The sequence below is a fragment of the Parvimonas sp. C2 genome (assembly GCF_035282405.1).
GTDB lineage: Bacteria > Bacillota > Clostridia > Tissierellales > Peptoniphilaceae > Parvimonas.
This window is the reverse complement of sequence record NZ_JAYKBP010000002.1, coordinates 44,030-59,701: the sequence shown is the minus strand read 5'-3', so window position 1 is coordinate 59,701 and position 15,672 is coordinate 44,030. Positions and strand designations below refer to the sequence as shown.

The 15,672-nt window shown below is 27.5% G+C and carries 16 protein-coding genes; all 16 read left to right on the top strand.

Features of this window, described 5'->3' with window-relative positions:
- Positions 1-49: 49 nt before the first annotated feature.
- The 16 genes from nadE (at position 50) to VJI95_RS03140 (ending at position 15,665) form a co-directional block, all read left to right on the top strand.
- On the top strand, positions 50-757 hold the full coding sequence (gene nadE, locus VJI95_RS03215) for an NAD(+) synthase (protein ID WP_324010229.1): 708 nt from the start codon (positions 50-52) through the stop codon (positions 755-757).
- A 2-nt stretch (positions 758-759) separates the two neighbouring features.
- Positions 760-1,503 carry a YebC/PmpR family DNA-binding transcriptional regulator gene (locus tag VJI95_RS03210; RefSeq protein ID WP_323999828.1) on the top strand — a complete coding sequence of 248 codons (744 nt, stop codon included), beginning with the start codon at positions 760-762 and terminating at the stop codon, positions 1,501-1,503.
- Position 1,504: 1 nt separating this feature from the next.
- Positions 1,505-2,137 carry a TIGR01906 family membrane protein gene (locus VJI95_RS03205; protein ID WP_323999827.1) on the top strand — a complete coding sequence of 211 codons (633 nt, stop codon included), beginning with the start codon at positions 1,505-1,507 and terminating at the stop codon, positions 2,135-2,137.
- An 8-nt stretch (positions 2,138-2,145) separates the two neighbouring features.
- A complete protein-coding gene (gene lgt / locus VJI95_RS03200) occupies positions 2,146-2,895 on the top strand; it encodes a prolipoprotein diacylglyceryl transferase (RefSeq protein WP_324010228.1) in 750 nt (249 codons plus the stop codon).
- Between the two features lie 296 nt (positions 2,896-3,191).
- Positions 3,192-3,629: a division/cell wall cluster transcriptional repressor MraZ gene (mraZ, locus tag VJI95_RS03195; protein WP_416384091.1), complete on the top strand. Its 438-nt coding sequence runs from the start codon at positions 3,192-3,194 to the stop codon at positions 3,627-3,629.
- A gap of 11 nt (positions 3,630-3,640) precedes the next feature.
- Positions 3,641-4,573, top strand: coding sequence for a 16S rRNA (cytosine(1402)-N(4))-methyltransferase RsmH (rsmH, locus tag VJI95_RS03190; protein WP_324010227.1), 933 nt, complete (start codon positions 3,641-3,643; stop codon positions 4,571-4,573).
- A 13-nt stretch (positions 4,574-4,586) separates the two neighbouring features.
- The gene (locus tag VJI95_RS03185) at positions 4,587-4,955 is read left to right on the top strand and encodes a septum formation initiator family protein (RefSeq protein WP_324010226.1); all 369 of its coding nucleotides are present in this window, start codon (positions 4,587-4,589) and stop codon (positions 4,953-4,955) included.
- A gap of 29 nt (positions 4,956-4,984) precedes the next feature.
- Complete coding sequence (locus tag VJI95_RS03180) at positions 4,985-7,408, top strand: penicillin-binding transpeptidase domain-containing protein (protein WP_324010225.1); 2,424 nt, start codon at positions 4,985-4,987, stop codon at positions 7,406-7,408.
- A 17-nt stretch (positions 7,409-7,425) separates the two neighbouring features.
- On the top strand, positions 7,426-8,397 hold the full coding sequence (gene mraY, locus VJI95_RS03175) for a phospho-N-acetylmuramoyl-pentapeptide-transferase (RefSeq protein ID WP_324010224.1): 972 nt from the start codon (positions 7,426-7,428) through the stop codon (positions 8,395-8,397).
- A gap of 13 nt (positions 8,398-8,410) precedes the next feature.
- Positions 8,411-9,736, top strand: coding sequence for a UDP-N-acetylmuramoyl-L-alanine--D-glutamate ligase (murD, locus tag VJI95_RS03170; protein WP_324010223.1), 1,326 nt, complete (start codon positions 8,411-8,413; stop codon positions 9,734-9,736).
- A gap of 71 nt (positions 9,737-9,807) precedes the next feature.
- Positions 9,808-10,839 (top strand): FtsW/RodA/SpoVE family cell cycle protein, encoded by a 1,032-nt coding sequence (locus tag VJI95_RS03165; protein WP_324010222.1) that lies wholly within the window; start codon positions 9,808-9,810, stop codon positions 10,837-10,839.
- 1 nt (position 10,840) lies between these two features.
- Complete coding sequence (gene murG, locus VJI95_RS03160) at positions 10,841-11,950, top strand: undecaprenyldiphospho-muramoylpentapeptide beta-N-acetylglucosaminyltransferase (protein WP_324010221.1); 1,110 nt, start codon at positions 10,841-10,843, stop codon at positions 11,948-11,950.
- Positions 11,951-11,952: 2 nt separating this feature from the next.
- A complete protein-coding gene (locus tag VJI95_RS03155) occupies positions 11,953-13,404 on the top strand; it encodes a cell division protein FtsQ/DivIB (RefSeq protein ID WP_324010220.1) in 1,452 nt (483 codons plus the stop codon).
- Positions 13,405-13,486: 82 nt separating this feature from the next.
- Positions 13,487-14,536 carry a cell division protein FtsZ gene (gene ftsZ / locus VJI95_RS03150; protein WP_323999815.1) on the top strand — a complete coding sequence of 350 codons (1,050 nt, stop codon included), beginning with the start codon at positions 13,487-13,489 and terminating at the stop codon, positions 14,534-14,536.
- The gene (nrdR, locus tag VJI95_RS03145; protein WP_323999814.1) at positions 14,536-14,982 is read left to right on the top strand and encodes a transcriptional regulator NrdR; all 447 of its coding nucleotides are present in this window, start codon (positions 14,536-14,538) and stop codon (positions 14,980-14,982) included. The genes ftsZ and nrdR overlap by 1 nt, the downstream gene beginning before the upstream one ends.
- Before the next feature lie 191 nt (positions 14,983-15,173).
- On the top strand, positions 15,174-15,665 hold the full coding sequence (locus VJI95_RS03140; RefSeq protein WP_323999813.1) for a hypothetical protein: 492 nt from the start codon (positions 15,174-15,176) through the stop codon (positions 15,663-15,665).
- Positions 15,666-15,672: the final 7 nt, after the last annotated feature.

Genomic DNA, 15,672 nt, shown 5'->3' with positions numbered 1-15,672 from the left:
AAATAGTGTAAAATAGTTTTTAAAAACGAAAGTTATAAGGAGGTGTATTATGAAAGAAGTTGTTGATAAACTTGTTGAATGGCTTAGAAATTCCGTTAAGGAAGCTGATTGTAAGGGGATAGTCTATGGACTTAGCGGTGGAGTTGATTCAGCTGTTATTGCAGCACTTTCAAAACTTGCCTTTAATGACGAATCTTTAGCTATAATGATGCCAATAAATAGTTCCAAAGAAGATGAAAAAGATGCTAAATTGGTTATTGATAAATTTAAACTTAATGCAATAAAAGTTGATTTGTCTAAAACATATTCTGTTTTTGCAGACTCTGTGGAAAAGGGAGATAATTTAATGGCTTATGCGAATGTTAAGCCAAGACTTAGAATGACAACTTTGTATTATTATGCACAATTAAAAAGATATTTAGTAGTTGGAACAAGTAATAAATCAGAATTTACTGTTGGATATTTTACTAAATATGGGGATAGTGGTTCTGATCTTATGCCACTTATAGATTTTACAAAGAAGGAAATTTTTGAACTTGCAAGATTTTTGAAAGTTCCCGAAAAAATAATTCAAAAACCACCAAGTGCAGGACTTTTTGAAAATCAAACAGATGAAGATGAAATGGGCTTTTCTTATGATGATTTAGAAAAGTTTATTAATAATGAAAAATTAGATAAAAAAATAGATGAAAAAATAAAAAGAATGGTAAAAATTTCGGAACATAAGAGAAATTTCGCCAAAGGATTTAGGAGGTAATTATGTCAGGACATAATAAATGGAGTACGATTAAACATAAAAAAGGAAAAGAAGATGCAAGAAGGGGAAAAATATTTACAAAACTTGCTCGTTATATAATTGTTGCAGTTAAAGAGGGGGGAGCAGATCCTGAATATAACCCTGCTTTAAAGACTGCAATAGAAAAAGCTAAAGCTGAAAACATGCCTAATGATAATATTGAAAGAGCATTAAAAAAAGGTGCTGGAGATGGAGATTCCAGTAACTATGAAACTATAATCTATGAAGGTTATGGACCTGAAGGGATTGCGGTTGTAGTTGAATGTTTAACAGATAATAGAAATAGAACTGCTGCAGATGTAAGACATGCTTTTGATAAACATGGTGGAAATTTAGGACAAAATGGTTCAGTTTTATTTATGTTTGAGAAAAAAGGTGTTATTGTAATTTCAAGAGATCAAGCAGAGGAAGATGATTTAATGGACTTTGCTTTAGAAAACGGAGCTAGTGATTTTGAATCTGACGAAGAAGTTTATACTATTTATTCAGAAGTTTCAGACTTCATTACTTTAAGAGATGCACTTCAAGAAAAAGGATATACTTTTAGTGCTTGTGATTTGGAATATGTTCCAAGTAATAATTCACAGATTTCAAATCCTGAAAATATTAAGAAAATGGTTAAGATGATAGACCAACTTGAAGATAATGACGATGTTCAAAATGTTTATCATAATTGGGATATACCAGAAGATTTAGATGTAGAATAGTATGAAAAAAATATTTGCTTTTTTGATTTCTCTAAGCATAATTTTATTTGTTTTATTATATTCGATAGATTTTATGGCTAAGGATATTTCTTACTATAATAATTTTCACAATGAATATAAAATTGAAGAGGAGTCAGGGCTTTCTAAAGAATGGATAGAATGTGCGAGTAATTCACTGGTTGAATTTATTAAAAGTGGAAATAAAGAAGTTTTAAAAAATCATTTTAATAAAAAAGAAATTTCTCATATGGAAGATGTATATAAACTATTTAAACTTGACAGAATAGTTTATACATCTTTGTTTATAATTACTTTGCTGGTAGTTATATATAAATTATTTAAAAAAGACTTTTTATTCTTTAGGTATATAAGAAAGTATATTTTAATAACTTATATATCTGTAGTTTCTTTTTTAGGAATATGTTCTGTTTTCTTTTCTGAAAGTTTTATATATTTTCATAAACTATTTTTTAATAATGATTTATGGCTTTTGGATTATAAAACAGACTTAATGATAAGAATTTTACCGGAAAAATTTTTCTTTGTTTTATTTTTAAATGTACTTGTATTATCTACGATATGTATTTTTTTAATTTATATTTTTCTTAAATTTAAAGATTATGAATATAATTAGGAGGAAATATGGAAGTAAAAATTGATAGGGTTGCTTTTAGACTATTTGGAATAGATATAATGTGGTATGCCATTATTATTTGTTTTGGCATTATGGCTGGACTTTTTGTAGCAACAAAAAACTCCAAACTTAGAAATATAGAAGAGGATGAAATTTCAAACCTTTTGCTCTTTGCTTTACCTATTAGTGTAATTGGAGCAAGAATATACTATGTAGTATTTGAATGGGAAAATTATAAAGGTAATTTTTTATCTATGATTAATATTAGAGAAGGTGGACTTGCAATATACGGTGCTGTAATTGCAGCTGTTATTGTAGTTTACTTTTTTGGTAAATATAAAAAAATTGATTTTAGAGATTTAGCAGATGTTTGTGCGCCAGGATTAATACTTGGTCAAGCAATTGGAAGATGGGGAAATTTTATAAATCAAGAAGCTCATGGAACTGAAACTACATTGCCTTGGGCAGTTATCATAGATGGAAAAAAATATCATCCAACATTTTTATATGAATCTGTTGGGAATTTATTGATTTTTACATTTTTAATGATATACATGAGAAAATACCAAAAGAAAAAAGGAGAAATTATTCTCTTTTATGCAATTTTGTATGGAATTGTGAGATTTTTTGTTGAAGGCTTGAGAACGGACAGCCTTATGTTTTTAGGATTTAGAGTTTCACAAGTTTTATCACTTGTAGGTGTGCTTGTTGGGACTATTCTTTTCTTTTTAAATAGAAAATATGGAAAAGATATTTAAAAATTTATAATTTAATACTTTTATTTTAAAAATGTTAACTACATGGATTTAATCTATGTAGTTTTTTTTATAAAAAATATTAAATTTTTTAAAATTTTTAAAGTTTTTTTGAAAAAATCCCTCCACTTTTTATAATTATTTTTAATAACATTGAAAATTACAAGTTTATTAAAAAAATAAATAAAAAATTTTTTAACAAAAAGGGTTGCAAAATATGCAAAAATAGTATAAAATATAAGTGTGATAAAAAATGTGGTTCAATATGGAGTTAAATGGAGTTAGTTTTTTAGGAGGTGATGGCATTGTTTATTGGAGATTTTCCACATACTTTAGATGATAAAGGCAGATTGATTATGCCATCAAAATTTAGATATGAGTTAGGAACTAATTTTGTAGTAACTCGTGGACTTGAAGGTTGCTTATTTGTCTTTACAGAAAAAAAGTGGGCTGAATTTACGGAACAACTTAACTCAAAAGGATTCAGTAAAAAAGATGTTCGTTCAATTACAAGATTTTTTTGTAGTTGTGCAATGAATGCAGATTTAGATAAACAAGGAAGATTTTTAGTAAATAAAAATTTACGTGAATTTGCTGAAATTGAAAGAGATGTAATGATTATTGGAGTTTCTGACAGAATTGAAATTTGGTCCAAAGAAAAATGGGATAAATACAGCGAAGCAGAATATAGTGATGATGCTATTATGTCTGAAATATTTGATGGTCTTGATTTTTAAGGAATTTATTTATGGAATTTAATCATATACCGATAATGTTAGATGAAGTAATAGATAATTTAGATATTAAACCTAACGGAATATATGTTGATTTAACTGTTGGTGGTGCTGGCCATTCAACAGAAATATTAAAAAGAATAAAAAATGGAAAACTCATTTGTGTTGATCAGGATGAAGAAGCTTTGGCAGTTGCCAAAGAGAGACTTTTAAAAATTTCAGATAATGTTTTATTTTATAAAAGTAATTTTGAAAATTTTAAAGAAATACTAGATTACTTTGAAATTGATAAGGTTGATGGTGTTTTATTAGATATCGGTGTTTCTTCATATCAAATAGATAATGGTCAAAGAGGCTTTTCTTATATGATAGATGCTCCATTGGATATGAGAATGGACAGGGAGCTTAAAAAAAGTGCCTTTGATGTTGTAAATTATTATAGTTCTGAGAATTTAGAATATATTTTTTATAACTATGGCGAAGAAAAATGGACAAAAAGAATTTTAGAATTTATTGTTAATTATAGAAAGGAAAAGTTGATAGAAACTACCTTTGAATTAGTTGATATCATTGAAAGAGCTATTCCAAAATCGGTTAGAGCTAAGGGGGGACATCCTGCAAAGAGAGTCTTCCAAGCTATAAGGATTGAGGTTAATAGAGAACTGGAAGTTATTAAAAAGGTGATTCCAGACATTGTAGAAAAACTAAATGAAGATGGTAGATTATGTATTATAACTTTTCATTCTTTGGAAGATAGGATTGTTAAAGATTCGTTTAAAGAGTTGGCAAGAGGTTGTATTTGCCCGAAAGAATTATATGTTTGTGTTTGTAATAATAAACCAAAAATAAAAATCTTAACTAAGAAACCTTTAGTACCTTCCAAAGAAGAAATGAATGAAAATCCAAGATCAAAAAGTTCAAAATTGAGGGTTTGTTCAAAAATTTAGGAGGATGATTTATATGAGTATGGCTCAAGTAAAATATATGAATGTTTCAGGCGAGAGAATTTCAGAAAAAAGTAGAAAAAAAGCCTACGGAATTACCAGAGAATCCAGTTTATATAAAAATATTACACTTTTTATATTTACTTTTATTACATTAACTTTTAGTGTAGTAATTTTATATGGATATCTAAATATTGCTCAACAAAATAGAATGATAAATACACTAAACTCTGAAATTCGCTCGTTAGAAACAGAAAGAGATGATAATTATATGAAACTTGAGCCTTATAAATCTGTAGATAGAATTGCAAGGATTGCAAGACTTAATTACAATATGGATTTTCCTAAAAAGGAACAAGTAAAATATTTGGATAAGATTGATTAATTTATTAAACTTAGACAAGGGGAGTTTAAATGAAAAATAAGAAATATACTATCAAAAATAAAACAGTCTCTTCTCGTTCGGCTGTTTTATTTTTTATTTTTATCATACTTTTTAGTGTAATAGTTGCTAAACTGGCATATTTACAGCTATATTCAAAAAACAAATATAGTGTTGAACAATTTAAAGATTCGGTCAATTATACACCACTTGAAGCAAAAAGGGGTTCTATTTTTGATAGAAACGGAAATATCCTAGCTAAGAGTATTAGTGTTTATAATGGATATTTTTCTACTCTTGATTATAACCGTTATAAAAAATCTAGTGGTAAGGTTAAAGATGCTGAAACACAAAAGTTAGACAAAATTTTTGATATATTGCAGTTGAATAAAGAAGAAATTTTTGAAAAAGCTGATCAATATAACAATTTATTAATAAAAAAAGATATAACAGAAGAACAAAATGCTGTTATTAAATCAAAAAATTCACTTATAGTAAGTGTTACTAACAATAAAGAAGTATATTTTTCTGTTCTAGAATATGAAAAATTTAAACTTTATTCTCAAAAAGCCAAAGAGGCTGAAGAAAAAAAACTAGATGAAATTTTTTCAGCTCTTGAAATTGATAAGAAAAAAATATTTGACAGAGCTGATAGAGGAACTAATTTTAAAATAAAAAAGAGTATTAGTCCCGAATTAGCCAAAGAAATTAAAGAGATAAATTCTTCTATAATCAGTGTTGAAATTGAACAAAGTAGAAACTATATAGATGGAACTTTAGCTCCTTTTGTTGTTGGTCATGCAAATGAAAATGGAGGACAAAGTGGAATTGAAAATTATCTAAATGATTCTCTTTCAGGAACAAATGGATCTAAAAGAGTTATAAGAGAAAATCTTAATAAGTCAGTTGAGGATGTTGTTGAGGCAAAAAATGGTAAAGATATATATTTAACTATTGATAGTACTATTCAAAAGTATGTTTCAGAATATGCAAAGCAATATTATGATGAAGAAAAACCAATTAAGATGAGTGTTATTGTTTCAGATGTTACAAATGGTGATATACTTGCTATGGATAGTTTTCCAAAATATGATACTAATAATCCTAATGTTCCTCTTGATGACAATGCACTTAAAGAATTCGAAAATTTAGATGAAAAAGAAAAGTTGAAAAAAATATTTTCCATGTGGAGAAATCCTGCTGTAAGTGATGCTTACGAACCTGGTTCTGTATTTAAACTTATAACAGCATCTTCATCTTTGGAAGAAAAGACAGATACTTTAGATTCAACTTTCTTTTGTAATGGATTTATAAGAGATATTCCAGGAGTTACTCTTAGATGTTTTAACTGGCAAAATCCACATGGGAAGGAAACTTTTACTGATGCTTTAGACAATAGTTGTAACCCTGCTTTCGTTCAAATGGTTAGACATTTGGGAAAAGAAAAATTTTATAGATATATAAATGGTTTTGGTTTTGGAAATAAAACTGGAATAAATTTACCGGGAGAATCCAATGGACAAATTCCAAAATCTATATCCGATATAGGAGCTGCAGAACTTGCAACAATGAGTTATGGACATGGTATTTCTGTAACTCCTATTCAAATGATTATGGCTGCAAATGCAGTTGTAAATGGAGGCAATTTATTAGAGCCTCAAATTGATATTAAAAACGTTGAAAAAGATAAAGATAATAAACTTAAAATAAAAGAAAATGAAGCTATTGTTAAAAATCAAATTATCTCAAAGGAAACAAGTGATAAAATGAGAGCACTTATGGAGCATGGTGTAACAGATGGTATTGTTAAAAAAGTTTATTCTAATAATGTAAGAATTGGTGGAAAATCCGGGACAACAATAAAAGCAGTAAATGGTAAATATGATGACAAAAAAACTATTGCTTCACTTTATATAGCTTTCCCTATTGAAAATCCAAAATACAGTATTTTAATTGTATTTGATGAACCCAAAGCAAATGTAGGTGGGACTAGTGTTTGTGCTCCATTAGCTAAAAAACTAGCAGAAAAAATAGCTGAGTATAAACAAATAGCTAAAACAAACAACGAAAATGGAATAGTTAGAAAAACTAAAGTTCCAGATGTTAGAGGGCTAACTTTAGAATATGCTGCTGATGTTTTAAAAGGTCAATTTTTAAATTACAGTGTAGAAGGAGCTAGTTCTCCAAAATCAGTGGTTACCGGACAAAGTGAAGAACCTCAAAAGAATTTAGTTGAGGGAAGTACAGTTAAATTAACTTTATCAGATGATAAAAATGAAAAATTATTAGTTGTTGATTTTTCGAAAATGACATACCAGCAAGCCATGGATGTTGTAAATAAAATGGGGTATAAATATAAAACTTCGGGAGGTAAAGGAAAATTTGTATCTTCGAATAAAGAAATAGGAAGTTATATTTCAAAAGATGAGGAGTTAGTACTAACCTTTGAGGATTAATTTGGGAGATGAAATAAATGAGAATATCAAATTTTACAATAGGGAGTATTTTATTTAGCTTTTTTCTAACGATTATAATAGCAAAATATTCTATTCCTTATTTAAGAAAATTTAACTTAGGACAAAATATCAGAGATGACGGGCCACAAAGTCATTTATCTAAAGCTGGAACACCAACAATGGGTGGGGTATTCTTTGTAATTGCAATAATTATTACAACATTTTGTTTAGGAAACTTTTCTAAAGAAGTATTTGCAGTATTAATTGGAATGTTAGGTTTTGCTTTAATTGGATTTTTAGATGACTTTTTCAAACTTGTTATGAAAAGATCTTTGGGTTTAACTGAAATTCAAAAATTGATAATTCAATTTATAATCAGTATAGTTGTAATTTTATTTATAGAAAAAGTAGTAGGAACAGATTTAAGATATCAATTAATTCCTTTTGTAAAAGGAGCAGTTAATTTTAGTTGGTTTATATATCCTATACTAATTTTTGTAATGATTGGAACTGCAAATGCAACGAATTTAACAGATGGATTGGACGGACTTTCATCCTCTGTTTCAATACCTGTATTTTTAGGTCTTGGTATTATAAATGCGTCAAGATTTCCAAGTGTTGGAGTTTTCTCTTTAGTATTTATGGCAAGTTTAATGGGTTTTGTTATGTTTAACTCATATCCGGCTAGAGTATTTATGGGAGATACTGGCTCAATGGCTTTAGGTGGTGCAATAGCAACAATATGTATATTAAATGGAATGATTTTTTACTTGCCTATTATTGGTGGAATATATGTTATGGAAGTATTATCTGTAATTATTCAAGTTATTAGTTATAAAACCAGAAATAAAAAAAGAGTTTTCTTGATGAGTCCTATACATCATCATTATGAATTAAAAGGGTATAAAGAGCCTCAAATCGTTACAGCCTTTGCTGTAATTAGTGGAATCTTGTCAATTATATCCGTATATTTGTACTATAATATATAGATAGGAGTATTTTATGGAAGTTGTAAACAAGAAGATTTTAGTTATTGGATTAGGATTATCTGGAATTTCAACTATAAAAACTCTTAGATCTTTAAAAGCTGATGTGTATTGTTATGATGATAAAGACAAAACAGAATTACAAAATGTTTTTGAAAAGCTTAAAAATTATAATTTTCAATTTATAAAAAATTATAAAGATTATAATTTTGATTTTATAGTTAAAAGTCCAGGAATTAAACCTACTAATGAAATAATTGAATATTTTTATAATAAAAAAGTTCCAATCTATACGGATTTGGAATTAGCCTATACTCTATTTCCAAAAAGGAAAATTATTGCTATAACTGGAACTAATGGAAAAACTACTACGACAAGTTTAGTTGGAGAGATTTTCAAAACTGCAAATATAAAATCAAAAGTAGTTGGAAATATTGGAGTTGGAATGCTTTGGGAAATTTTCAATTCAGATGATGAAACTGTAAATATCATAGAAGTTAGTAGTTTTCAACTGCACAATGTAGAAACTTTTAAACCTTTTATAGCTTCTATCGGAAATATAACTCCTGATCATATTGATTGGCATGGAAGTTTTGATAATTATATAGACGATAAATTAAAAATATTTAAAAATATGGATAAAAACGGGAATCTTATTTTAAATATTGATGATGAAATTTTAAGTAAGATTGATGTAGAGAATACTAATGTAACAAAAATTTCTTTAAAAGATAAAAATGCAGATTTTTATTTAAGTGAAAATAATTTTTATCATTATGATAAAAAGCTATTTTCTATGAAAGATTTAAAAATTTTAGGAGAGCACAATGCTCAAAATGTTTTAATTTCTTTGGCAATCTGTTATAATTATGGTATAATTATGGATACCATAATTTTTGCATGTAAAAATTTTGGTGGCGTTGAACATAGAATTGAATTTGTTAGAGAATTAAATGGGATAAAGTTTTATAATGACTCGAAAGGAACAAATGTGGATTCAACTATAAAAGCCATAGAAGCTTTAGAAAACCCTATTATACTAATTTTAGGTGGATATGATAAAAATGTGGATTTTAATCCATTATTTGAAAGTTTTAATGGCAAGGTAAAGGCACTAATTTTAGTTGGAGACACAAAATATAAATTTTATGATACAGCAAAGAAAAATGAATTCGAAAATAATATAATGGTTGAAGATTATAATGAAGTTGTAAAAAAATGTTTTGAAATTGCAGAAAGTGGAGATAATATTTTACTTTCACCAGCATCTGCAAGTTGGGACATGTTTAAAAGTTATGAAGAAAGAGGAAATTTATTTAAAAAGTTGGTAAATGAGTTGTAATGAATAGATATGATAAATACACTAAAAAATTAGTCATGGTTGTACTATTTCTCCTTCTGTTTGGAGGTGTAATGGTATTTAGTACAAGTTGGCCTTATAGCTACAGACTAAAGGGAAATGAAATAGAAATAATAAAAAAGCATGCATTATTTGTAGCTTTATCTATTATATCTATATTTATTTTTTCACAAGTGAATATTTTAAAACTAAAAAAATATAGCAAAATAATTTTTATATTAGTTTTTTTGGTGGGTTTTTTAGTGTATTCTCCAATAGGAGTTAATGTTTATAATGCGAGAAGATGGATAAAAGTAGGACCTTTAACATTTATGCCTTCTGACTTTATGAAAATTTCATCTATAATGTTAATGGCTTATATTATTGATAAGTATAAGAACAAGTTTACTTTTAAAAATGTGTTCTTTAAATATTTAGTTATTGTCGGTTTAGCATCATTCTCTGTTATGATTCAACCTGATTTTTCAAATACGTTGATAATTATTGGAACTATTACAGCTATGTATATAATAGCCGGGATGGATAAAAAGGCAATAATGTTTTCTGGACTTGGAATATCTATTGCAAGTTTTGGGGTAATATATTTATTAAATTCAGGATATAGTAGAACTAGTAGAATTCAAGCCTTTATAAATCCTTTAAAGTATAGAGATTCAAAATCATGGCAACTGATAAAATCACTTTTTGCTATTACAAATGGTTCTTTTTGGGGAGTTGGTCTTGGTAATGGAAGGCAAAAATATACTTTATCAGAAGCACATAATGATTTTATTTTCGCAACCATTGCAGAAGAATTTGGATTTGTAGGATCTGTATTTTTAATTGGAGTATACATTTACTTAGCATATTTAGGAATAATGATTTCAAGAAATGTTAAGAATTTATATGGAAAGATGGTAATACTTGGTATAACATTCTCAATTGGATTACAAACATTAGTTAATATTGGAACGGCTACTGGGTCAATTCCTCCAACAGGAGTAACTTTACCTTTTGTGAGTTATGGTGGATCATCATTGGTTATGACTTCAATAATGATTGGAATTATTTTGGGAATTGTTAGACATGATACTAAAGGGAGATAATATGAAAGTTGTAATATCAGGAGGAGGTACAGGAGGACATATATATCCTGCTGTTGCAATAATTGAAGAATTAAAAAGACTAGATGAAAATGTAGAAATTTTATATATAGGTTCTAAAAATAGTATGGAAAGTGAGTTAATTCCAAGTTTAAATATAAATTTTAAATCTATTGAGGTTATGGGGCTTCCAAGAAAAATTAATAGGAAGTTTTTTAAATCGATTTTTGTTTTGTTTAAGGGATTATCACAAGCGAAAAAAATCTTAAAAGAATTTAAGCCTGATGTTGTCATTGGAACCGGTGGTTTTGTAACAGGACCTGTTTTATATAAAGCACATAAACTTGGTATTTATACAATTTTTCACGAACAAAATAGTTATCCTGGAATCACAAATAGAATTTTATCAAGATATGTAGATTCTATGGCTGTTACTTTTAAAGAATCAATTAAATTTTTTAAAAATAATGAAAAATGTGTTGTTACAGGAAATCCTATTAGAAACAGATTTCAAAATCTAGATAGAAAAGACTCTTTAAAGTTTTTTGAACTTGATGAAAATTCCCAAAATATTTTTTCCTTTGGAGGAAGTAATGGAAGTGAAGAACTTAATAAAGCTGTTTTGGGTATTTTAGATAAATTTTATGAAAATACTCAAATTTCTTTAATTCATGTAACAGGAAAAAGCAATTATGATAAATTTTTAGAAGAAATAAAAAACAAAAATATAAAAATAGGGAAGAATGTAAAAATTTTGCCCTATATGATTGAGATGGATAAGGCTTATGGGGTTTCAGATTTAGTTATAACAAGTTCTGGAGCAATTACATTAGCTGAAATATCAAAAATAGGTTTGGCAAGTATTTTAATTCCAAAAGCATATACTACAGAAAATCATCAAGAATTTAATGCAAGGGCATATAAGGATATTGGTGCTGCTGAGCTTATACTTGAAAAAGAATTAAATTCTGATTTATTGTGGGAAAATATAGAAAAAATAATTTTTGACGATAATAAACTTGAGCAAATGAAAGAAAATGCTAAAAAGTTGGCAATGCCAAATGCAGTTAATGATTTTGTTTCAATATTTTATGATAAATTTAAAGGGAGATAGATATGTCTGATGATAACAAAAAAGGAAAGAAGCCTAAAATATTTGTAAAAAGTAACAATTCTGACAGTTCAATGAACGACGAATTTTACGAATATGATAAATTAAAAGCTAATAATAATGTTTTAGATGAGTCTTTTTTTGAAGATTTCAAAAGCGTAGATTTTGAAAAATTGAATTATGAAAAAGAACATCCGGTTTCTGAAGAAATGGATGATGAGATTTTTTCATCTGATGATATTATTGAAGATGAAGTTATTCAAGAAATTCCTGAAGAAATTGTGGATACAGAAGAAAATGAAAACCATAGTTTTAATGATGAAACTTTGAATGATGATTCAGATGAACAATTCGATTTTGACGAAGACGATGATGATTTTGGAAGTTTAGACTCTGAGGAAGATTATATTTCAAATGAAGATTCTGAAATTGGATTATCAGATGAAGAAATTAGAGATGAAGAGGATTCAATTTTTAATCAATATGGGATATCTAATACAGAAGAGTCAGGAAAAGAAGAAAATTACGATTCGTTATTTTATAAAAATGAGGAAGCTGAGAATGAATTAGAAGACGATGATGACTTTGGAAGTTTAGACGATGAAGTCAATATGACACAACCTGCTTATATCAATGTTAGTCAAAAGGCGAATTATTATGACGAAGTTGATGATGAATCAGAATATGACGAAGACGATGATGAGTACTATATTGATAAAAAAGGAAATAAAAAGAAAAGAAGAAACGGTATAAGAATATTCTTTAAATTTATACTGGTATTTTTATTAGCATGTGCAGCATTAATGGTTTATTTTGGGCTTACTCATGATTTATTCAAAGTTGATTACATAAATGTAGTTGGAAATGTTGCAAATAATAAAGAACTCATAGTTTCTAAAAGTGGAGTCAAGGTTGGTGATAATATATTTTTAGCATCTTCAAGTAAAATTAAGAAAAACTTAAAAGAACTTCCTAATATTGAAGATGTGAAGGTAAGAAAAAATTATCCTAATATAATTGAAATAGAAGTAAAAGAAAATTATGTTAGCTCTTATATAAATACTGCTAGTGGATTAACTACTATAGACAATTATGGGAAGGTTAAAGAAGTTGGAGCTGATAATTCTAAAGCATCAGGTGTTCAATTAAAAGGAATTTCTGAATCAGACTTAAAAGTAGGAGAAGAATTTTCAAAAGATAATACCAAAGTTCAATTTTTAAAATATATTTTAGAAAAAGAATATTATCATAGTATTATTAGTATTGACTTTACAAATGATAAAGAAATAATAATAGAATTTAAAAACGATTTAAAAGTAACTTTTGGGGATTTAAATGATTATGCTAAAAAGACCCAAATTATTGGAATTTTAATTAAAAAAATTCAACTTGAGGGTATAAATGCAAAAGAAATTATATTAAATGTTGGAGAAAATCCAATAATTGTAAAAAAATAGTGGAATTTTATTTAAAAATTTAGTATAATAACAATGGTTACCTAAAAAAATAAGTAGAAAAGAATATAGGAGGAAATTAAAAATGGCATTTGAAATGGAAATATGTACAAATGGTTTAGCTAAAATTAAAGTATTTGGTGTAGGTGGTGGTGGAAACAACGCTGTCTCAAGAATGAAGGAATCTGGTTTAAGAGGAGTAGACTTTGTTGCAGTAAATACTGATAAACAAATTTTGAATTCTATTGATATAGAAACAAAAATTCAAATTGGAGAAAAATTAACAAGAGGACTTGGAGCTGGTGCAAATCCAGCTATTGGAGAAAAAGCAGCAGAAGAAAGTAAGGACGAGATAAAACAATCTCTTGAAGGAACTGATATGGTATTTATAACTGCCGGAATGGGTGGTGGAACGGGAACAGGTGCTGCTCCAGTAGTTGCGGGCATTGCTAAGGAAATGGGAATCTTAACAGTTGGTGTAGTTACAAAACCATTTACTTTTGAAGGGAAAAAAAGAGCTATTCAAGCTGAACAAGGTATTGAAGCTCTTAAAGAAAAAGTTGATACATTAATCACTATTCCTAATGATAAATTAATTCAAATTTCTGAAAAGAGAACAACAATGTTAGAAGCATTCGCTATGGCTGATGAAGTTTTAATGAACGGTATTCAAGGTATTTCAGATTTAATAGCTGTTCCAAGTATAATTAATTTAGACTTTGCTGATGTTAAGTCTGTAATGGAAGATCAAGGCGTTGCTCATATGGGTATCGGTAGAGCAAGTGGAGAAAATAGAGCTATTGAAGCCGCAAAAATGGCAGTTAACAGTCCATTACTTGAAACTACAATTGATGGAGCTAAAGCAGTTCTTCTTAATGTTACTGCTGCTAATGTTGGACTTTTTGAAGCTCATGAAGCTGCAGAATTAATTAGAGAATCTATAGATGGAGAAGCTAATGTTATCTTTGGTACAGGAATTGATGAAACACTTGGAGATGATATCAAAATTACTGTTATTGCAACAGGATTTGATCCACTAGTTTCTGGTGGAATTAGAAAACCATCAGGTATGGAAAAAAAGACTTCAGCAGATAAAAAAGATGATGGATTAGATATTCCAAGTTTCTTAAGATAATGAAATGTCCTAATTGCGGAGCAGAAACTACAAGAGTTTTAGACTCAAGAAATTCGAATGATAAAACTTATGTTAAGAGAAGAAGAGTTTGTGAGGCTTGTAATTATAAGTTTACAACTTATGAGAAAATGCCAGAGTTTGTAATTTTTGTATTAAAAAAAGATGGGTCTAGACAAATCTTTTCTAGAAATAAAGTTTTTGCTGGCATAAAAAAATGCTGTGAAAAAAGAAATATTCAAGATAAAGAGATTGAATCTGTTATAGATAGCATTGAAAAAGATATTAGACAAAACTACAAAAATGAAATTAAGTCAACTCAGATTGGGGAATTGGTTTTGAAATATTTAAAATCGCTTGATGAGGTTTCTTATGTTCGTTTTGCCGCAGTATACAAGGATTTTAAAGATATAAAATCATTTATGGAATATTTACAAAGAGAATTTTAAGAGATGAATTATCAGTTCATCTCTTTTTTTTGAAATAATATAATTTTATAAAATATATTTACTAAAAGTAACAAGAGATAGCTAGTTATTGTCAATTTTAATTTATTTTTTTTTCAAATTATGATAAAATAATAGTGGATTTTGATTAAGATTTTAATTTATTTTTGACTTAAATGTCGGGGGAGTATTTTATGAAAAAAAATATTAAAAATGTAATTATTTTAGTTTTTATTATTGAATTTGTAGGTTTAGGATTAATTTTTTATAGATCAAGTGTGGAAAGAGGGAAAATTAGAAAAGAAAGAGAAAAATACTACATTGTAACAGATATAAATCATAATGATGTTTTAAAAATTGAAAAAAAATATCTTTCTTCTCAGGAATTAAATAAAATTGTTATTACTAAAGTTGAAAATGATAAAAAATATATAATTGAAGAAAAAAAACTAATGGATGATGTAATTTCAAAGTTAGATTTTAATAAATTTATTTCTAATTCTAAACTCAATATGGGAACAGAAGATATAACAATATCATTTGAAAGTAATAATAATACTTTGAGTATTACCTTATCTGCTGAAGACAGGACGGCTACTTTAAAATATAATGATTATTCGTTTACAATAACTGTTTCAGATGAGTTTTATAATTTTATTTATGAGTTATATTCTAGAATTTCTTAGAATGGGA